This is a genomic window from Stenotrophomonas sp. K-6 (assembly GCF_056861555.1).
Window position 1 is genome coordinate 1025340 of record NZ_JBSPUC010000001.1, and the last position, 19545, is coordinate 1044884.

Sequence of the window (19545 nt, forward strand, 5' to 3'; positions counted from 1 at the left end):
CAATGAATGTGATGCCGGGAATGCCATCGGTAGATCCACGCCATGCGTGGATGGCCGCGCACAGCGCGGCAATGATCGGCGCCGATCAGCTGCAGACGAGATGCCCGATTCGTATCAAGGGTGGAAACGAGCGCACGCGTTCTGGATGCAGAACGCGTGCGTCGTCGGTCAAGCCCGGGTAGTGCCGGCCGCTGGCCGGCTACCTGCCGATGGAGATCAGCGCCGACTCAAGCGATGTACGGCGTCGACCAGAACCTGCACGTGGTCGGGATTCATGTCCGGCGACATGCCGTGGCCGAGGTTGAAGACGTGGCCTTCGCGCGAGCCGCCGTTGCCTTGGGCGTAGCTGTCCAGAACGAGCCCGGCGGCGCGTTCGATGGCGGCGGGGTTGCCGTAGAGGGTGGTGGGGTCCAGGTTGCCCTGCAGGGCGACGCGGCCACCGGTGCGGGCGACGGCATCGGCGAGGTCCAGGGTCCAGTCGACGCCGAGGGCGTCGGCGCCGGTGTCGGCCAGGGCGCCGAGGTGCAGGCCGGTGCCTTTGCCGAACAGGATCAGCGGGGTGCGCTCGGCACCTTCACCGCGTTCGAGTTCCTGGGCGATGCGGGTCAGGTAGCGCAGCGAGAATTCGCGATACATGGTCGGGCTGAGTACGCCGCCCCAGGTGTCGAAGACCTGCAGTACCTGGGCGCCGGCCGCGCGCTGGGCGGCCAGGTAGGCGATCACCGCGTCGGTGACGACCGAGAGCAGTTGGTGCAGCGCGGCGGGTTCGTTCAGGGCCATCGCCTTGATGCGGGCGAAGTCCTTGCTGCCGCCGCCTTCGACCATGTAACAGGCCAGCGTCCAGGGGCTGCCGGAGAAGCCGATCAGGGGCACGCTGCCGTCCAGTTCGCGGCGGATCACGCGGACGGCGTCCATCACGTAGCGCAGTTCGGTTTCCATGTCCGGCACCGCCAGCTTGGCGATGGCGGCCACGTCGCGGACCGGGTGGCGGAACTTCGGGCCTTCGCCTTCGACGAAGTACAGCTCCAGGCCCATCGCGTCGGGGATGGTGAGGATGTCCGAGAACAGGATGGCGGCATCCAGGTCGAAGCGGCGCAGCGGCTGCAGGGTGACTTCGCAGGCGATGTCCGGGTTCTTGGCCATGGCCAGGAAGCTGCCGGCCTTGGCGCGGGTGGCGCGATACTCGGGCAGGTAACGACCGGCCTGGCGCATCAGCCAGACGGGGGTGCAGTCCACCGGTTCGCGGCGCAGGGCGCGCAGCAGGCGATCATGGCGGGAGGGGCTGGTCACGGAACGCTTCCTTGGGATCTGGTGGCGCAAGGCCGAATGGGGTCGTGGCGGTAGGGCGATGGCGGTGGGGGGGGCGCTCACGTCGGCGGATCACCGCTGGTATAGGTCACTTCGTAGCCGCGGTGCAGGTGCGCGTCGCGCGCCTTCTCGAACGCGGCCAGCGCCAGGTCTTCCTCCAGGTACAGCTCGCGGCGCAGTTGCCCGCGCCCGCCGATCGGGCCGGACTCGAGCAGCAGCTCCCAGCCACCGAACAGGTCCGGTTGCAGGGTGAGTTGGAGATAGCGGGCCGGATCGGCACCGCGGGGGTGTTGGTGCAGGAAGACGCGCATCACCCGATTGTAGCCGTGAACGCCGGAGGCGGCCGTCGGCGACGGGCAGGTGCGGCGCAACGTCGCAGGCTCAGCCGGCGGCGAGTACGCGCAGCACGTCGGCCTCGTCGACATCGCCGACCACTTCGGCACGGCCGATGCCACGCCACAGCACCAGACGCAGGCGGCCGGCCACGTTCTTCTTGTCCAGCCGCATCCGGGCCAGCAGGGCTTCGGGCTGCAGGCCCGCCGGAATGGCGACCGGCAGTTCGTAGCGCAGCAGCAGCTCGCGCAGCTGCCCGGTGTCGGCGTCGTCACTCATGCCCAGCTGGGCCGACAGGCGCGCGGCCAGGACCATGCCGACCGCGACGGCTTCGCCATGGTTGAGGTTGTCGTTGCCCGGTGCGCCGTAGCCCTGTTCGGTTTCGATCGCGTGGCCGAAGGTGTGGCCCAGGTTGAGCAGGGCGCGCTCGCCTTTTTCCAGCGGATCGCGCGCGACGATCTCGGCCTTGTGCTCGCAGCTGCGGGCGATGGCCTGGGCCAGCGCGGTGTCATCGCCGGCCAGCAGCGCGGCGTGTTCGGCCTGCAGCCACTGGAAGAACAACGGGTCGCGGATAGCACCGTACTTGATCACCTCGGCCAGACCGGCCCGCAGCTCGCGTGGCGGCAGGGTACGCAGGGCGGCGGTATCGGCAATGACGGCGCGCGGTGGATGAAACGCCCCGACCAGGTTCTTGCCTTCGGGAATGTCCACGGCAGTCTTGCCGCCGACCGAGGAATCGACCATCGCCAGCAGCGAGGTCGGCAGTTGCACACAATCCACGCCGCGCATCCAGCAGGCCGCCGCGAAGCCGGCCAGATCACCAGCGACGCCACCGCCGAGGGCCATCACGCAGGCATCGCGGGTGGCGCCGAGCGCGGCGAGCGCCGTGATCGCATCGCCGAAGTGGGCCAGGGTCTTGGAGGCTTCGCCGGCCGGCAGCACCAGCTCACCGATCAGCAGGTCCGGGCGCGCGGCCAGCAGCGCCGATGTCACCCCGGCCAGATACAGCGGCGCTACCGAGGAATCGCTGAGCAGCAGCACATGGCGACCGCGCACATGGCGGGCCAGCAGCTCGCCCTGGCCAAGCAGGCCCGGGCCGATGTGGATGGTGTAGGGGGTGTCGCCGCTGACGGCAACGGTACGCGGGGCGGGGATCATTCAGGTGTGTCCTGTCGCTGCCACTGCGCGGCCAGGCGCAGCACCAACTGCGCGGTGGCCTCGGCGGGCGTGTAGAGATCGGTATCCAGGGTGAGGTCGGCCAGGCTCTGGTACAGCGGGTCACGGGCGGCGGCCATCTCGTGCAGTACTTGTTCGCGGTCCGGTCGCTGCAGCAGCGGGCGGCCGCGGTCACGGGCCAGCCGCTCCAGCTGGGCCGGCACACTGACCCGCAGGTACACCACGAAACCGCGGCGGGCGATCGCCGCGCGGTTGTCCGGATCCAGCACCGCGCCACCGCCGGTGGAAATCAGTTGACCGTGGCCATCCAGCAGGGCGTGCAGGACCTGACGCTCATGCTGGCGGAAGCCGGCTTCGCCGGAGTGTTCGAAGATCGCCGGAATGCTGGCCCCGGTGCTGTCCACGATGGCCTGGTCGGCATCCACGAAGTCCAGCGTGAAGCGCTCGGCCAGCCGGCGCCCGATGCAGGTTTTGCCGGCGCCCATCGGGCCAATCAGGATGAGGTTTGGAGCGGGATTCATTACCCTCGATCCTAACATCTCCGTGCCATCGCCTTTACGCGTCTGCCCCCATGGTGGGTCGGCGCGGACTGTCCCGCGCGCCATCGGAGCGGCCCATGTCCGTCGCCAAAATCATCGAGATCAACGCGTCCTCCACCACCAGCGTGGAAGACGCCGTACGCAGTGGCCTGAAGAAGGTGTCCGAGACGGTCAAAGGCATCCAGGGTGCCTGGATCAATGAAACCAAGGTGGTGACCGATGGCGAGGGCAATATCACCGAGTGGCGGGTGAACCTGCGGGTGACCTTCCTGGTCAGTTGAGCCCCAGGGGGCTAGCGGCCGGTCGAACGCCTGCGATCAGCGGGTTGCGATGATCCGGCGCTGCTCGTCCAGTGCGATGACCGTGTCTGCCAGCGCGGGCAGGGTACGCAGCGCCTGGCGGCTGACCCGCTCGTAGTACTGCACAAAACGCTCCAACTGGGAGCGACTCATACTGCTGCGGTCAGGCTGGGCTGCCTGCAGGTTCTGCTCCTGCTGCCAGCGCCAACGCGGGATCACCGAAAAATCGGGCGGCTGCAGGAACCAGAGCCGGTCGCAGCGCTGCCACAGCGCGGGGTAGTCGGTGGCAAGGGCGTGGTTGCACCAGTGGCGCCAGCGGCCGTCCGCATCGGCCTCGCGCTCCAGCGCGTTGAGCGGTGAGTCCAGATCGGTTTCGTCCTGCGCCGGGGTTCCGAGGAACCAGCCTTCGAACACCAGCAGGTCGAGTGGCCCTTCGATGCGCGGCCAGTCCTTTTCGGGCAGGCGCTCGTCGGCGAGTTTGTCGAAGCGGGGCAGGGCGGCCTGGCCGCCGGCCGCAACGGCGTCCAAGGTGGCATGGGCCAACGCCAGGTCATGGGTGCCCGGCGGGCCGCGGGTGAGCAGTAGTGGGTGGACCTGCCGGGCCAGACGCTGGCGCTGGGCGCGGGTGAAGTAGACATCGTCGATGGAAAGCATGGCCGCACGCAGGCCGCGCATTTCCGCCAACGCGACCACCTGGGCGGCCAGCGTCGATTTGCCGCTCCCCTGCAGGCCGCTGATCGCCAATACTGGGAGGGCCGCACCGCAGTTCATTGCGTCGTCCAGCGCCTGCGCAACCAGTGCATCCGGAAAACCTTTGATCGGGGGCATGTACGCAGGTGCAGGCATGCAGCGACAATAAACCCAAACCGCGTGACAAGAAAACCGCCATGACCGATCTGTATGCCGAAGCGTTATCCACCTTTGCCGGGCTGTTCGAAGAAGCCAAGGCGAGCCGCGAAGTCGAACCCAATGCGATGACGGTGGCCACGGCCGATCAGAACCGCCAGCCCTCGGCGCGCACCGTGCTGCTCAAGGCATTCGATGCGCGTGGCTTCGTGTTCTATACCCACCTGGACAGCCACAAGGGCCGCGAGCTGCAGCTCAATCCGCAGGCCGCGCTGCTGTTCCTGTGGCGCAGCCTGCGCGAAGCCGGCATCCAGGTGCGTATCGAAGGCCGCGTGGAGCAGGTCAGCGACGCCGAGGCCGATGCGTACTTCGCCTCGCGCCCGCGCATGAGCCAGATCGGCGCGTGGGCGTCGCTGCAGTCCAAGACGCTGGCCTCGCGCGAGGAATTCGATGCGCGCGTGGCGACCACCGAGGCGAGCTTCGACGGCCGCGATGTACCGCGCCCGGACGGCTGGAGCGGCCTGCGCGTCGTGCCGCAACGGATCGAGTTCTGGTACGGCGCGCAATTCCGCCTGCACGAGCGCTGGTGCTATGAGATCGGTGTGGACGGGCAGTGGAGCAAGCGGATGCTGTTCCCCTGATCTAGCTCGGCGTTGTGTCGCGCAGCCAGCGCCACAGCGTGGTGCGCGATACGCCCAGCTGCGCACAGGCCTGTTCGCGGTTGCCGCCGCAGTCGGCCAGCAGCTGCTGGAGTGCGGCGGCATCCGGCCGCACCGTCGAGGCAGCGGTGAGCGCAGCCGGGGCGGCGGCGCCTGGCGCCATCAGCGGGCGCTGCACCGCATGCAGCTCCGGCAACCACTGCAGCATCTGAGGTAATGACAGCTCACCCGGCTGCTGCTGCCAGTGGATGCGCAGGCGATCGACCATGTTGCGCAGCTCGCGCACATTGCCCGGCCACGGGTACTCACGCAGCCGCGCCAACGCCTCGGAAGACAGCGGTGCGTCCATCGCGGCCAGCTGCCGGAAGAAGTGGTTCACCAGCAAGGGCACATCCTCGCGGCGGTCATGCAGCGTCGGCAGCGCGATGCGCAGTGCGGCCAGGCGGTAGTACAGATCGCGGCGGAAGCGCTGGGCGTCCACCAGCGATTCCAGGGTCTGCAGCGTGGCCGCGACCACGCGCACATCCACCGGCGTCGGCTCGGTCGCGCCGACGCGCAGCACTTCGCGCTCTTCCAGCACCCGCAGCAGACGGGTCTGCATCGGCAGCGGCAGTTCGCCGATTTCATCCAGGAACAAGGTGCCGCCCTCGGCGGCTTCCACCAGGCCGACACGACCGCCACGACGCGCGCCGGTGAACGCACCTTCGTTGTAACCGAACAGCTCGGCTTCCAGCAGTGACTCGCTGATCGCGCCGCAGTTCAGCGCGACGAAACGCCCCCGGCGGCCACTGGCGGCATGCAGCTGCCGCGCCACCAGTTCCTTGCCGGTGCCGGTGGCGCCGGTGATCAGCACGGTGCTGTCGTAGGGCGCATACAGCGCGATGTGCTCGCGCACCTGCTGCATCGGCGCGCTGTCGCCAAGCAGAGCGTGGTCCGTATCGCGGTGCTTGGCCGGTGCCCGACGCCGCAGTGACGGCGCACCGGAGCGGGCCAGGGTCTGGGTCAGCTCCAAGGCATGTTCGAAGGCTTGCCGTACCGAGTCGGCCGAGTACAGCAGCACACCGGGCAGGCCCACCTGCTCGGCATAGTCGATCGCCATGCCGGTGCCGACGATCACCTCGATACCGTTCGCGCGCAGGTCGGCGATGCAATCGCGCGCATCCTCACGGGTGACGAAGCGGCGGTGCTCGATATCCAGCCCGAAGCTGTTCTGGAAACTGCCGAAGGTCGGCACATCGGTGGCGTGGGTGACCAGGCCGATCCGCGGGGCGATCCGGCGCGCGCGCGCCAGCGCTTCCATCAGGTCGAAGCCGTTGGCCTGGATCGGCACCAGTGGCACCTCCAGCCGGCTACGCAGGTAGGCCGCATTCGAGCCGCCGGCGATCACCACATCACAGTGTTCGCGGCGCAGGCGCTGACCGATCACATCCACCGCCTCCTCGAAGCCGAGGTTGATCGGCACGATGCGGGCGCGGCGGTCGAATTCCGGGATCACATCGCCCAGCAGCCCGGTCAGGCGGGACACGCTGACCGTCCAGATCACGGGCAGCTGGCCGCCATCCGGATCGGCGAGGCGGGAACGGTGGCGGGGCAGGCTGATCGACATGGACATGTTTCGGTGTTTCAGTTCCAGCCATGTTACAGATGTTTCAATGTTTCAAGGTGAAACGTTATGGTCATCGCGCTGCCTCAATGAAATCAGACACTTGCGAGCTGGCACGGCCCTTGCGCCTATCCACCCGTCAACCACGATGGAATGCCGCATGAGCACCCCTGTTTCCTCCGCTGGCGCCCGTTTCCGCGCCGCACTGGCCGCCGAATCGCCGTTACAGGTGATCGGCGCGATCAACGCCAACCACGCGCTGCTGGCCAAGCGCGCCGGCTACCGGGCGATCTACCTCTCCGGCGGCGGCGTCGCGGCCGGCTCGCTGGGCCTGCCGGACCTGGGCATCAACACCCTGGAAGACGTGCTGATCGACGTGCGCCGCATCACCGATGTGTGCGACCTGCCGCTGATGGTGGACATCGACACCGGTTTTGGCCCCAGCGCATTCAACATCGCGCGTACGGTCAAATCGCTGATCAAGGCCGGTGCGGCCGCCTGCCATATCGAAGACCAGGTCGGCGCCAAGCGCTGCGGTCACCGCCCGGGCAAGGAGATCGTGTCCCAGGGTGAGATGGTGGACCGGGTCAAGGCCGCCGCCGATGCCAAGACCGATCCGGATTTCTTCCTGATCGCGCGCACCGATGCCATCCAGGTCGATGGCGTGGATGCCGCGATCGAACGTGCCATCGCCTGCGTCGAGGCCGGTGCCGACGGCATCTTCGCCGAGGCCGCCTATGACCTGGACACCTACCGCCGCTTCGTCGATGCGGTGAAGGTGCCGGTGCTGGCCAATATCACCGAGTTCGGTGCCACCCCGCTGTTCAGCCGTGATGAACTGGCCTCGGCCGGCGTCGCCATCCAGCTGTTCCCGCTGTCCGCGTTCCGCGCCGCCAACAAGGCGGCCGAGAACGTGTATGCGACCATCCGCCGCGAGGGCCACCAGCGTAATGTGGTGGAGGCGATGCAGACGCGCGAAGAGCTGTACGACCGTATCGGTTACCACGCCTTCGAGCAGCAGCTCGATGCGTTGTTCGCCGCCAAGAAGTAAGACCGCACACTGTTTTCTGGAGGGATCATGAGCGACACCACTACCGCCCCCGGCTTCAAGCCGAAGAAATCCGTCGCCCTGTCGGGCACCGCCGCCGGCAATACCGCGCTGTGCACCGTCGGCCGCAGCGGCAACGACCTGCATTACCGCGGGTATGACATCGCCGATCTGGCCAACACCAGCGAGTTCGAGGAAATCGCGCATCTGCTGGTCCACGGCAAGCTGCCGACCCGCGCTGAGCTGGTCGCCTACAAGACCAAGCTGAAGTCGCTGCGTGGCATCCCGGCCGCGGTCAAGGCCGCGCTGGAAGAGCTGCCGCCGTCGGCGCACCCGATGGACGTGATGCGCACCGGCGTCTCCGTGCTCGGCTGCGTGTCGCCGGAGAAGGACGACCACAACCATCCCGGCGCGCGCGACATCGCCGACAAGCTGATGGCCTGCCTGGGCTCGATGCTGCTGTACTGGTACCACTGGAGCCACAATGGCCGCGCGATCGACGTGGAGACCGACGACGACTCCATCGGTGGCCATTTCCTGCATCTGCTGCACGGTGAGAAGCCGCAGGATTCGTGGGTCAAGGCGATGCACACCTCGCTGATCCTGTATGCCGAGCACGAGTTCAACGCCTCGACGTTCGCCTGCCGCGTCATCGCCGGCACCGGCAGCGACATGTACAGCGCGATCACCGGCGGTATCGGTGCCCTGCGCGGTCCCAAGCATGGCGGCGCCAATGAAGTGGCCTTCGAAGTGCAGAAGCGCTACGACAGCCCGGATGATGCCGAGGCCGACATCAAGGCCCGCGTGGAGCGCAAGGAAGTCGTCATCGGTTTCGGCCACCCGGTGTACACCGTCAGCGATCCGCGCAACAACATCATCAAGGACGTCGCGCGCGACCTGTCCGCCGAGCAGCAGAACGTCAAGATGTACGACATCGCCGAGCGTCTGGAATCGGTGATGTGGGACATCAAGAAGATGTTCCCGAACCTGGATTGGTTCAGCGCGGTCAGCTACCACATGATGGGCGTGCCGACAGCGATGTTCACCCCGTTGTTCGTGATCGCGCGCACCTCCGGCTGGAGCGCGCACATCATCGAGCAGCGTATCGATGGCAAGATCATCCGCCCGAGTGCGAACTACACCGGCCCGGAAGACCAGGCCTTCGTGCCGATCGACCAGCGCAAGTAAGACAGACGTACCGCACCCGGTCGCGGGTGCTTTGCGGAGCAGGCCGGCGCGATGCCGGTCTGCTCCGTTGCGGCGTCGCTACTCCTTCTTCGCCGGTGTCACGACGCCCCGGCCCGCCAACAAGCAGCTATCGCCAGCCATGAATACTCAGTACCGCAAGAACCTCCCCGGCACCGCGCTGGACTATTTCGATACCCGTGCCGCGATCGACGCGCTGCAGCCCGGTGCCTATGCCACGCTGCCGTATACCTCGCGCGTGCTGGCCGAAAACCTGGTGCGCCGCTGCGATCCGGCCACGCTGGAGGCCTCGCTGCGCCAGTTGATCGAGCGCCGCCAGGACCTGGATTTCCCGTGGTTCCCGGCCCGCGTGGTGTGCCATGACATTCTCGGCCAGACCGCCCTGGTCGATCTGGCTGGCCTGCGCGACGCCATCGCCGATGCCGGCGGTGACCCGGCGCAGATCAATCCAGTGGTGCCGACCCAGCTGATCGTGGATCACTCGCTGGCGGTGGAATTCCCCGGCTTCGACAAGGCTGCGTTCGAGAAGAACCGCGCCGTCGAGGACCGCCGCAATGAAGACCGCTTCCACTTCATCAACTGGACGAAGAAGGCCTTCAAGAACGTCGACGTGATTCCGCCGGGCAACGGGATCATGCACCAGATCAACCTGGAGAAGATGTCGCCGGTCGTGCAGGTGCGCGATGGCGTGGCCTTCCCGGATACCTGTGTGGGCACCGACAGTCACACCCCGCACGTGGACGCGCTGGGCGTGATCGCGATCGGCGTGGGTGGCCTGGAAGCGGAGAGCGTAATGCTCGGTCGCGCCTCCTGGATGCGCCTGCCCGACATCATCGGCGTGGAGCTGACCGGCCGCCCGCAGCCGGGCATCACCTGCACCGACGTGGTGCTGGCGCTGACAGAGTTCCTGCGCAAGGAGCGTGTGGTCGGCGCGTGGATCGAGTTCTACGGTGAAGGCGCCAATGCGCTGACCATCGGTGACCGCGCCACCATTTCCAACATGACGCCGGAGTTCGGTGCCACCGCGGCGATGTTCTACATCGACCAGCAGACCCTGGACTACCTGCGCCTGACCGGCCGCGAGGATGCCCAGGTCGCACTGGTGGAAACCTACGCCAAGGCCACCGGCCTGTGGGCCGACGATCTGGTCACCGCGCAGTACGAGCGTGTGCTGCAGTTCGACCTCTCCACCGTGGTGCGCAACATGGCCGGCCCGTCCAACCCGCACAAGCGCGTGGCGACCACCGACCTGGCTGCGCGCGGCATCGCCGATGAAGGCAAGCTGGCCTCGGGCAAGCAGCAACAGGCCGATGGCCTGATGCCCGATGGCGCGGTGATCATCGCCGCGATCACCAGCTGCACCAACACCAGCAACCCGCGCAACGTGATTTCCGCGGCGTTGCTGGCGCGCAATGCCAACCGCGCCGGGCTGACCCGCAAGCCGTGGGTGAAGAGCTCGCTGGCGCCCGGTTCCAAGGCCGTGCAGCTGTATCTGGAAGAAGCCGGCCTGCTGACCGAGCTGGAGCAGATGGGCTTTGGCATCGTCGCCTTTGCCTGCACCACCTGCAACGGCATGAGCGGCGCGCTGGACCCGAAAATCCAGCAGGAAGTGATTGATCGCGATCTGTATGCCACCGCCGTGCTCTCGGGCAACCGCAACTTCGACGGCCGCATCCATCCCTACGCCAAGCAGGCCTTCCTGGCCTCGCCGCCGCTCGTGGTCGCGTACGCGATCGCCGGCACGGTGCGCTTCGATATCGAGAAGGATGCGCTCGGTCATGATGCCGACGGCAACCCGATCACCCTCAAGGACCTCTGGCCGAGCGATGCCGAGATCGATGCGGTGGTCAAGGCCTGCGTCAAGCCGGAACAGTTCCGCAAGGTCTACGACCCGATGTTCACCTTCAAGGTGGAACACGGCGCACCGATCAGCCCGCTGTACGACTGGCGCCCGCAGAGCACCTACATCCGCCGCCCGCCGTACTGGGAAGGCGCGCTGGCCGGCACCCGCAGCCTGACCGGCATGCGCCCGCTGGCCGTGCTCGGCGACAACATCACCACCGATCACCTGTCGCCGTCCAACGCGATCATGGCCAGCAGCGCGGCCGGCGAGTACCTGGCGAAGATGGGCCTGCCCGAGGAAGACTTCAATTCCTACGCGACCCACCGCGGCGATCACCTCACCGCGCAGCGTGCCACCTTCGCCAACCCGAAGCTGATCAATGAAATGGCGGTGGTCGATGGTCAGGTCATGCAGGGTTCGCTGGCGCGCGTGGAGCCGGAAGGCCAGGTCACCCGCATGTGGGAAGCGATCGAAACCTACATGGGCCGCAAGCAGCCGCTGATCATCATCGCCGGTGCCGACTACGGCCAGGGAAGCTCGCGTGACTGGGCCGCCAAGGGCGTGCGCCTGGCCGGCGTGGAAGCCATCGCCGCCGAAGGTTTCGAGCGCATCCACCGCACCAACCTGATCGGCATGGGCGTGCTGCCGCTGGAGTTCAAGGAAGGCGTCAACCGCAAGACCCTGGGCATCGATGGCACCGAAACCTTCGACGTGCTCGGCGATCGCGTGCCGCGTGCCGAACTCACCCTTGTCATCCACCGCCGCAACGGTGAACAGCTGCGGGTGCCGGTCACCTGCCGGCTGGATACCGCCGAAGAGGTCTCGATCTACGAGGCCGGCGGCGTGCTGCAGCGGTTCGCGCAGGACTTCCTGGAATCGGCGCAGGTCGCCTGATCCCACCCGCATCACGACGGCCCGGCAATGGGCCGTCGTTCCCTCAGGACTTCGATATGGCGTTTCTCCCCCAGCTCCGCATTCCCGCCACCTATCTGCGCGGTGGCACCAGCAAGGGCGTGTTCTTCAAGCTGACCGACCTGCCCGCTGCCGCGCAGGTGCCCGGCCCGGCGCGCGATGCGCTGCTGATGCGCGTGATCGGCTCGCCTGATCCGTATGCCAAGCACACCGATGGCATGGGTGGCGCGACCTCCAGCACCAGCAAGTGCGTGATCATTTCCGCACCGTCGGTGCCGGAGCACGACGTGGACTACCTGTACGGGCAGGTCGCGATCGAGACCGCCTTCGTGGACTGGAGCGGCAACTGCGGCAACCTCAGCACGGCGGTGGGCCCGTTCGCGGTCAGCAACGGCTTCATCGACCCGGCGCGCATCCCGCACAACGGTACCTGCACCGTGCGCATCTGGCAGGCCAACATCGGCAAGACCATCCTGGCGCATGTGCCGATCGTGGACGGCCAGGTTCAGGAAGACGGTGATTTCGAACTGGATGGCGTGACCTTTCCGGCCGCCGAGATCCAGCTGGAGTTCCTGGACCCTTCCGATGAGGGCGAGGGCGGGGCGATGTTCCCGACCGGCAATCTGGTCGACACGCTCGACGTGCCGGGCGTAGGCAGCTTCCAGGTCACGATGATCACCGCCGGCATTCCGACCATCTTCCTCAATGCGGCCGACCTGGGCTACACCGGTACCGAACTGCAGCCGGCGATCAATGAGGACAAGGCGGCCCTGGCGCGTTTCGAAGCGATCCGCGCTCACGGCGCGGTGCGCATGGGGCTGATCGAGACCGTCGAACAGGCCGCGACCCGTCAGCACACGCCGAAGGTGGCCTTCGTCGCCCCGGCGCAGGATTACGTGTCCTCCAGCGGCAAGCAGATCGCCGCCGGTGAGATGGACCTGCATGCGCGCGCGCTGTCCATGGGCAAGCTGCACCACGCGATGATGGGCACCGCCGCGGTCGCCATCGGGACGGCGGCCGCCATCCCGGGCACGCTGGTGAACCTGGCGGCCGGTGGTGGTGAGCGTGAATCGGTGAATTTCGGTCATCCCTCCGGCACGCTTCGCGTGGGCGCGCAGGCGGCGCTCGTTTGCGGTCAATGGACGGTGACCAAGGCCATCATGAGCCGCAGCGCCCGCGTGTTGATGGACGGTGCAGTACGGGTGCCTGCCACTACCTTGTAGTTCCAACAGGAGAATCGCGATGTCCGGTCATGACAGTCACAGCAACCAGCGCCCCGCGTGGGACACGGTCCTGACCGACATCGTCGATTACGTCCGCGACTATCCGGTCAGGTCGCCGCTGGCATACACCACCGCGCGGCACTGCCTGATCGATACGTTGGGCTGCGGACTCGCGGCGCTTTCGTTCCCGGCCTGCAGCAAGCTGCTCGGGCCGGTGGTGCCGGGCATGCGGGTGATCAACGGCGCGCGCGTCCCCGGGACCCGCTTCGAGCTGGATCCGGTGCAGGGCGCCTTCAACATCGGCGCGATGATCCGCTGGCTGGATTTCAACGACACCTGGCTGGCCGCAGAGTGGGGGCACCCTTCGGACAACCTCGGCGGCATCCTCGCCACCGCCGATTGGCTCAGCCGCAATGCCGAGGCGCTGCGCAGGGCGCCACTGACCATGCGCGATGTGCTGGAGGCGATGATCAAGGCGCATGAAATCCAGGGCTGCCTGGCGTTGGAGAATGCGTTCAACCGGGTCGGGCTGGATCATGTGGTGCTGGTCAAGGTCGCCTCCACGGCGGTGGTGTCGCACATGCTCGGCCTGGATCGCGAGCGCATGCTCAATGCGCTGTCGCTGGCCTGGGTGGATGGGCAGTCGCTGCGTACTTATCGGCACGCGCCCAACACCGGCTCGCGCAAGAGCTGGGCAGCCGGTGATGCCACCAGCCGTGCGGTGCGCCTGTCGCTGATGGCCGCGGCCGGGGAGATGGGCTATCCCAGTGCGCTGACCGCGCCGACCTGGGGCTTCTACGATGTCTCCTTCGGCGGGCAGCCGTTCCGCTTCCAGCGGCCTTACGGCAGCTACGTGATGGAAAACGTGCTGTTCAAGATCAGCTATCCGGCCGAGTTCCATGGCCAGACCGCGGTGGAAGCGGCGATGCAGGTGCATGCGCAGATGCGCGCCAGCGGCAAACGCAGCGAAGACATCGCGCAGATCACCCTGCGCACGCAGCAGGCCTGCCTGCGCATCATCGACAAACCCGGCCCGCTGCATAACCCGGCCGACCGCGATCACTGCGTGCAGTACATGGTGGCGATCGGGCTGATCTTTGGCCGGCTGGTCGCCGAGGACTACGAAGACGACGTCGCCGCCGACCCGCGCATCGATCCGCTGCGGGCGAAGATCACCTGCGTCGAAGACCCGCAGTTCACGGCCGACTACCTGGACCCGGACAAGCGCAGCATCGCCAATGCGCTGCATGTGACCTTCGCCGATGGCAGCACGATGGAGGCCGTGGTCGAGTACCCGCTGGGCCACGCCCGGCGCCGGGTCGAGGGCATCCCGCGGCTGGAGGACAAGTTCCGCCGGCACCTGGCCGGGGCGTTCCCGACCGTGCAGCAGCGTCGGATCCTGGACGTCTCGTTGGACCCCGTGGCGCTGGAGGCGATGCCGGTGCACGAGTACGTGGACCTCTACGTCGCCGGGTAGGGCCGACCGTTGGCCGGCTGCCCTTGGCGGTGGCCCTGCCGGCCACCCATGACGCCCCATCGTCCGCGGTCGCCCGCGAACGAGCGGGGACGGCCCGTATACTGGCCGCCTTGTTCAAGGAGTGACGTCATGGCTAGCCGCAGTCGGTTCGGGCAGTGGAGCTGGAAGGGAATCGCGGGCCTGGCGCTGGTCGCCGGCCTGGCCATCGGCGTCGGCGGTTGCAAGCGCAACGAGAGCGGGCAGCTGCCCGCACCGTCCGGCGCGCCGATCACGGCCAAGGCCGAGGCGGTCACCGAGTTCACCCTGGTCCGGGCCTATCCCGATCAGAAGAGCGACGGCCTGTCGCTGGCGCTGGAGTTCTCGCGCCCGCTGGTCGGCACCCAGGATTTCGACGCGCTGGTCCGCTTCGCCGAGAAGGTCGGCACCGAGGACAGCAGCTGGTCGCTGTCCGAGGATGGCAAGACCCTGCGCTATCCGTTCGTGGAGGCGGCCAAGGAATATTCGCTGATCGTCTCGCCCGACCTGCTCGCCGCCGATGGCAGCCGGATCGGCAAGGAGCTGCGCCAGAAGGTCTTCACCGGCGAGCTCAAGCCGGTGGCCGGGTTCGCCTCGCAGGGCAGCGTGCTGCCGGCCAAGGACAGCCGCGGCCTGCCGGTGGTCTCGGTCAACGTGCCGGAAGTGGACGTGGAATTCCTGCGCGTACGCGAGAAGGAACTGCCGAACTTCTTCAGCCAGTACCAGCGCGGCGGCCGCCGCGGCAGCTGGGAGCTGGACAGCGACTACGGCGACAAAACGCCGATGTCGCAGCTGGCCGAGCCGGTCTACGTCAACCGCTTCGTGATCGGCGGCAAGCAGAACGAGCGCGTCCTCACCTACCTGCCGACCCAGGACATCAAGGAGCTGCAGCAGCCCGGCCTGTACTTTGCGGTGATGAAGCGCAGTGGCTCGTTCGAAGGCGAGTATGACACCGCCTTCTTCACCGTCAGCGACATCGGCCTGCATACGCGTGCCTACAAGGACAAGCTGTTCGTGCACACCGCCTCGCTGCAGAGCGGGGCGTCGTTGAAGAAGATCGAGCTGCGTATCCTCGATGGCAAGGGCGAGGTGGTGCTCAAAGGCGCGACCGACGGCAATGGCAACGCGCTGCTCAACTACACGCTCGATGCCAGCCATGTGCTGATCGCCAGCAGTGGCGGCGATACCTCGATGCTGCCCTTCAATCAGCCCGCGCTGGACCTGAGCGAGTTTGCCGTGGCCGGGCGCGACAACGCCTGGTTCGACGTGTTCACCTGGTCGGGCCGCGATCTGTACCGCCCGGGCGAGACCGTGCGCATTTCCGCCCTGCTGCGTGACAACGACGGCAAGCCGGTGAAGCCACAGCCGGTCTTCCTGCGCCTGAAGCAGCCGGACGGCAAGACCTTCCGCGAGACTCGCCTGACCCCCGGCGAGCAGGGCTACTTCAGCTTCGAGCAGCTGATCCCGGCCGAGGCGCCGACCGGGCGCTGGCAGGTGGAGTTCCGCACCAACCCGGCCAGCAAGGAAGCGATCCAAGGCATGACCCTGCGCATCGAAGAGTTCCTGCCCGAGCGCATGAAGCTGGACCTGGACAGCGCGCAGAAGACGCTCAAGCCGGGTGAGCCGCTCAAGCTGCAGGCCGATGCGGCGTATCTGTACGGGGCCCCGGCCGACGGCAACCGCTTCACCGCACGCCTGGCCGTGGCGGCCGAGCAGTCGCCGGTCGAGTCGCTGCCGGGCTACTTCTTCGGTGATCCGACCACCGCGCTGCCGCGCGAGGCGCGCGACGTCATCGATACCCAGTTCCCGGCCGACGGCAAGCTGCGCCAGGACGTGGAGCTGCCGGCCGAGGTCAAGGCGACCGCACCGATCGCCGTGGTGCTCTCCGGCAGCGTGTATGAAACCGGTGGCCGCACCGTGACCCGCACCTTGAAGCGGGTGATGTGGCCGGCCGCTGCGCTGGTGGGTGTGCGCCCGCTGTTCGATCCCAAGGACGGCGCCGATGCCAACAGTAATGCGCGCTTCGAACTGATGCGCGTGGACGCGGCGGGCAAGCCGCAGCCGGCCAAGGGCCTGAAGGTCACGCTGGTGCGCGAGCTGCGCGATTACCACTGGACCTTCAACGACAACCGCTGGGATTACGACTTCACCCGCCGCTTCGAGAACAAGGACACCCGCACCGTCGACGCCGGCAGTGCGGCGGTCGGCGTTGATTTCCCGGTGGAGTGGGGCGAGTACCGGCTGGACGTGTTCGATCCGGCCACCGGGCTGACCAGCCGCTATCCGTTCAATGCCGGCTGGAGCTGGAACGACGACAACCGCGGCCTGGATGCACGCCCGGACAAGATCAAGCTGGCGTTGGACAAGACCGCCTACAAGGCCGGCGATACCGTGCGCGTCACCGTGACCCCGCCGCATGCCGGCAAGGGCGTGCTGATGGTCGAGAGCGACAAGATGCTCTACGTCCAAGATATCGACGCCAAGCCGGGCAGCACCTACGACATTCCGGTCACCGCCGAGTGGGAACGTCACGACGTCTACATCACCGCGCTGGTGTTCCGTGGCGGTAGTGCGCCGAGCAAGATCACCCCGGCCCGTGCGGTCGGCGTGGTGCATGTGCCGATGGACCGCAAGGCGCGGCAGATCGCAGTGGGCCTGGTGGCCCCCAAGCAGATGCGCCCGGAGCAGACGCTGCCGGTCACCGTGAGCGCCCCGCAGCTGGCCGGCAAGGTCGCACATGTGACCGTTTCGGCGGTGGACGTGGGCATCCTCAACATCACCCGCTTCCCGGTGCCCGATGCCGCCGGCCACTTCTTCGCGCAGCGTCGCCTGGGCGTGGATGCGTATGACATCTACAGCCGCGTGATCGAGAGCTTCGACGGCAGCAGCGGCAAGCTGAAGTTCGGTGGCGACATGGCGCTGGCGGCGATGCCGCAGGCCAAGCGCCCGACTGCGCGCGTACAGACCGTGGACCTGTTCTCCGGCCCGGTGAAGCTCGATGCCAAGGGCATTGCCCGGATAGCGTTGAAGGTGCCGGATTTCAACGGCACGCTGCGCGTCTCGGCGCTGGTCTACGCCGATGACCAGTACGGCAAGCGCGATGTGGAAACGGTAGTGCGCGCGCCGATCCTGGCCGAAGCCAGCATGCCGCGCGTGATGGCGCCCGGCGATACCAGCACGGTGACCCTGGACGTGCAGAACTTCACCGGGAAACCGGGCGAGTTCAAGGTGCAGGTCGATGGTATCGGCCCGCTGACCCTGGGCGAATCCAGCCGCACGCTCAAGCTCAATGCGGACGCCAAGAGCACGCTCAGCTTCCCGCTGACCGCGCGCGAGGGCTATACCGTGGCCAAGGTGCGGGTGCGCGTGGACGGCAACGGCTTCAAGGTCGATCGCCGCTATGACCTGCCGGTGCGCGCGGCGTGGCCGCAGGTGCTGCGCGCACAGACCCGCACGCTGGATCCGCTGGCCGCCGTCACGATGGAGGCCGGACTGGCCGATGGCCTGATGAACGATTCGGTGACCGCGCGCATGCTGGTCAGCGCGCTGCCGCCGATTCCCTTCGCCAGTGCCTTGAACGGCGCGCTCAACTACCCGTATGGCTGCGCCGAGCAGACCACCAGCAAGGGCTATGCCGCGCTGATGCTGGATGAGGCGACCTCGGCCATGCTGGGCGCGGACGGGCTGGATGCCAAGACCCGTCGTGAGCGCATGGAAGGTGCCTTCGGCCGCCTGGCCTCGATGCAGGTCGCCAACGGCAACTTCTCGATGTGGGGCGACGACGGCTACATCAATCCGTGGCTGACCCCGTACATCGCCGAGTTCCTGCTCGACGCCAAGGACGCCGGATTCGCGGTCCCGGACAACGTGCTGCAGAAGGCGCTGAACCGCCTGAGCGAAGATCTGCTGTCCGGTGGCAACCAGTTCTATGGCGAGGACCGCCGCGAGAACCTGAAGTTCGCCAACCAGGCGTATTCGGGCTACGTGCTGGCCCGGGTCAACCGTGCACCGCTGGGTACCCTGCGCGCGCTGTACGACAACGAACGCAGCAAGTCGCTGACCGGCCTGTCGCTGGTGCACCTGGGCATCGCGCTGTCCCTGCAGGGCGATCACAAGCGCGGCGATGCGGCCATTGCCGCTGGCTTTGCCAAGCGTGCGGACGACCGTCCGGCCTACTTTGGCGATTACGGCAGCGCGGTGCGCGATGACGCGTTGATGATCGCGCTGCTGCACGAGCGCAAGCTGTCCAAGCCGGCCTACGATGCCCGTGCGATCGATCTTGGTCGCGCGCTGGATGCCCGCCGCAACAGTGGCTGGATGTGGCTGAGCACCCAGGAGCAGGTGGCGCTGGCCCGCATGGGCAAGGCGTTGTCGGCCAACCAGAAGAAGCTGGTCTCCGGCGAACTGGTGGTGGGCGGGGAGAGCGAGAGCATCTCCGCGCGCCGCATGTTCGGCCGCAGCTTCGACTACGCCGCGCTGGCCAAGGGCGTGCGCTTCACCCCGCAGGGGGAGCCGCCCATGTTCGCCAGCCTGGAAGTGGCCGGCATTCCGCGCACTCCGCCCGAGCCGGACAGCCGCACGCTCGGCGTGGAGCGCAGCTGGTACACCACCGATGGCAAACCGTGGACGCCGCGTCCGCTGAAGGAAGGCGAGGCCCTGATCGTGCGGGTCAGCGTCACCCCGAACGTGGACATGCCCGATGCACTGCTGACTGATCTGCTCCCGGCCGGGCTGGAGATCGAGAACTTCAACCTGGGCGATGCCAAGCAGTGGGCCGATGTGGTGGTCGACGGGCTGAGCGTCAACGATCGTGGCGATGCAGCCAACATCAAGCACGAGGAGTTCCGCGACGACCGTTACGTGGCCGCGCTGAAGCTCTCGCGTGGCAGCACTGCCAAGGTGTTCTATCTGGTGCGCGCGGTGACGCCGGGCACGTATCGCGTGCCGCCGCCGCTGGTGGAGGACATGTACCGTCCGGACCTGCGGGGCGTGGGGCGCAGCCTGCCGGCATCGCTGACTGTGGTGCAGCCCTGATCGTAGGCGGGCCGTCTGGTTGAC

14 protein-coding genes are annotated in these 19545 nt (G+C 67.3%); 8 read left to right on the forward strand and 6 right to left on the reverse strand.

The window, feature by feature from the left end; all coding sequences use genetic code 11:
• Positions 1–216 precede the first annotated feature (216 nt).
• The 4 genes from hemE to AC13F7_RS04525 all read right to left on the reverse strand — a co-directional run bounded on the left by hemE (position 217) and on the right by AC13F7_RS04525 (position 3338).
• Entirely contained in the window at positions 217–1290 is a 1074-nt protein-coding gene (gene hemE, locus AC13F7_RS04510; protein ID WP_481469664.1) for a uroporphyrinogen decarboxylase, read from the reverse strand.
• 77 nt (positions 1291–1367) lie between these two features.
• Positions 1368–1619 (reverse strand): WGR domain-containing protein, encoded by a 252-nt coding sequence (locus AC13F7_RS04515; RefSeq protein ID WP_481469663.1) that lies wholly within the window; start codon positions 1617–1619, stop codon positions 1368–1370.
• Between the two features lie 70 nt (positions 1620–1689).
• The gene (gene aroB, locus AC13F7_RS04520) at positions 1690–2799 is read right to left on the reverse strand and encodes a 3-dehydroquinate synthase (protein ID WP_482999373.1); all 1110 of its coding nucleotides are present in this window, start codon (positions 2797–2799) and stop codon (positions 1690–1692) included.
• On the reverse strand, positions 2796–3338 hold the full coding sequence (locus tag AC13F7_RS04525; RefSeq protein ID WP_482999374.1) for a shikimate kinase: 543 nt from the start codon (positions 3336–3338) through the stop codon (positions 2796–2798). The genes aroB and AC13F7_RS04525 overlap by 4 nt, the downstream gene beginning before the upstream one ends.
• 95 nt (positions 3339–3433) lie before the next feature.
• On the opposite strand from AC13F7_RS04525, the gene AC13F7_RS04530 reads away from it, so the two are divergent.
• The gene (locus tag AC13F7_RS04530; RefSeq protein ID WP_312237607.1) at positions 3434–3637 is read left to right on the forward strand and encodes a dodecin family protein; all 204 of its coding nucleotides are present in this window, start codon (positions 3434–3436) and stop codon (positions 3635–3637) included.
• 36 nt (positions 3638–3673) lie between these two features.
• Here the strand turns inward: AC13F7_RS04530 and AC13F7_RS04535 are convergent, their stop codons facing one another.
• Positions 3674–4501, reverse strand: coding sequence for a kinase (locus AC13F7_RS04535; RefSeq protein WP_482999375.1), 828 nt, complete (start codon positions 4499–4501; stop codon positions 3674–3676).
• A 41-nt stretch (positions 4502–4542) separates the two neighbouring features.
• Here AC13F7_RS04535 and pdxH point away from each other — a divergent pair, with 41 nt between their 5' ends.
• On the forward strand, positions 4543–5142 hold the full coding sequence (gene pdxH, locus AC13F7_RS04540; protein WP_346471743.1) for a pyridoxamine 5'-phosphate oxidase: 600 nt from the start codon (positions 4543–4545) through the stop codon (positions 5140–5142).
• 1 nt (position 5143) lies between these two features.
• Here pdxH and prpR read toward each other — a convergent pair whose 3' ends face one another.
• Entirely contained in the window at positions 5144–6760 is a 1617-nt protein-coding gene (gene prpR, locus AC13F7_RS04545) for a propionate catabolism operon regulatory protein PrpR (protein WP_482999495.1), read from the reverse strand.
• A 163-nt stretch (positions 6761–6923) separates the two neighbouring features.
• Between prpR and prpB the strand changes: the two genes are divergently transcribed.
• The 6 genes from prpB (at position 6924) to AC13F7_RS04575 (ending at position 19521) form a co-directional block, all read left to right on the forward strand.
• Positions 6924–7814: a methylisocitrate lyase gene (gene prpB / locus AC13F7_RS04550; protein WP_256775797.1), complete on the forward strand. Its 891-nt coding sequence runs from the start codon at positions 6924–6926 to the stop codon at positions 7812–7814.
• A 27-nt stretch (positions 7815–7841) separates the two neighbouring features.
• Complete coding sequence (gene prpC, locus AC13F7_RS04555; protein WP_346490187.1) at positions 7842–8999, forward strand: bifunctional 2-methylcitrate synthase/citrate synthase; 1158 nt, start codon at positions 7842–7844, stop codon at positions 8997–8999.
• A 139-nt stretch (positions 9000–9138) separates the two neighbouring features.
• Positions 9139–11754, forward strand: coding sequence for a Fe/S-dependent 2-methylisocitrate dehydratase AcnD (gene acnD / locus AC13F7_RS04560; RefSeq protein ID WP_482999376.1), 2616 nt, complete (start codon positions 9139–9141; stop codon positions 11752–11754).
• Between the two features lie 56 nt (positions 11755–11810).
• Positions 11811–12995 (forward strand): 2-methylaconitate cis-trans isomerase PrpF, encoded by a 1185-nt coding sequence (prpF, locus tag AC13F7_RS04565; RefSeq protein WP_482999377.1) that lies wholly within the window; start codon positions 11811–11813, stop codon positions 12993–12995.
• Between the two features lie 19 nt (positions 12996–13014).
• Positions 13015–14472, forward strand: a complete 1458-nt coding sequence (locus AC13F7_RS04570) for a bifunctional 2-methylcitrate dehydratase/aconitate hydratase (protein ID WP_482999378.1) — start codon at positions 13015–13017, stop codon at positions 14470–14472.
• Positions 14473–14601: 129 nt separating this feature from the next.
• Positions 14602–19521 carry an alpha-2-macroglobulin family protein gene (locus AC13F7_RS04575; RefSeq protein WP_482999379.1) on the forward strand — a complete coding sequence of 1640 codons (4920 nt, stop codon included), beginning with the start codon at positions 14602–14604 and terminating at the stop codon, positions 19519–19521.
• The last annotated feature ends 24 nt before the right edge of the window (positions 19522–19545 follow it).

Coding starts and splice junctions, on each gene's coding strand:
- AC13F7_RS04515 (WP_481469663.1), bottom strand. CDS start 1,619: ATGCGCGTCTTCCTGCACCAACACCCCCGCGGTGCCGATCCGGCCCGC.
- aroB (WP_482999373.1), bottom strand. CDS start 2,799: ATGATCCCCGCCCCGCGTACCGTTGCCGTCAGCGGCGACACCCCCTAC.
- AC13F7_RS04525 (WP_482999374.1), bottom strand. CDS start 3,338: ATGAATCCCGCTCCAAACCTCATCCTGATTGGCCCGATGGGCGCCGGC.
- AC13F7_RS04530 (WP_312237607.1), top strand. CDS start 3,434: ATGTCCGTCGCCAAAATCATCGAGATCAACGCGTCCTCCACCACCAGC.
- AC13F7_RS04535 (WP_482999375.1), bottom strand. CDS start 4,501: ATGCCTGCACCTGCGTACATGCCCCCGATCAAAGGTTTTCCGGATGCA.
- pdxH (WP_346471743.1), top strand. CDS start 4,543: ATGACCGATCTGTATGCCGAAGCGTTATCCACCTTTGCCGGGCTGTTC.
- prpB (WP_256775797.1), top strand. CDS start 6,924: ATGAGCACCCCTGTTTCCTCCGCTGGCGCCCGTTTCCGCGCCGCACTG.
- prpC (WP_346490187.1), top strand. CDS start 7,842: ATGAGCGACACCACTACCGCCCCCGGCTTCAAGCCGAAGAAATCCGTC.
- acnD (WP_482999376.1), top strand. CDS start 9,139: ATGAATACTCAGTACCGCAAGAACCTCCCCGGCACCGCGCTGGACTAT.
- prpF (WP_482999377.1), top strand. CDS start 11,811: ATGGCGTTTCTCCCCCAGCTCCGCATTCCCGCCACCTATCTGCGCGGT.
- AC13F7_RS04570 (WP_482999378.1), top strand. CDS start 13,015: ATGTCCGGTCATGACAGTCACAGCAACCAGCGCCCCGCGTGGGACACG.
- AC13F7_RS04575 (WP_482999379.1), top strand. CDS start 14,602: ATGGCTAGCCGCAGTCGGTTCGGGCAGTGGAGCTGGAAGGGAATCGCG.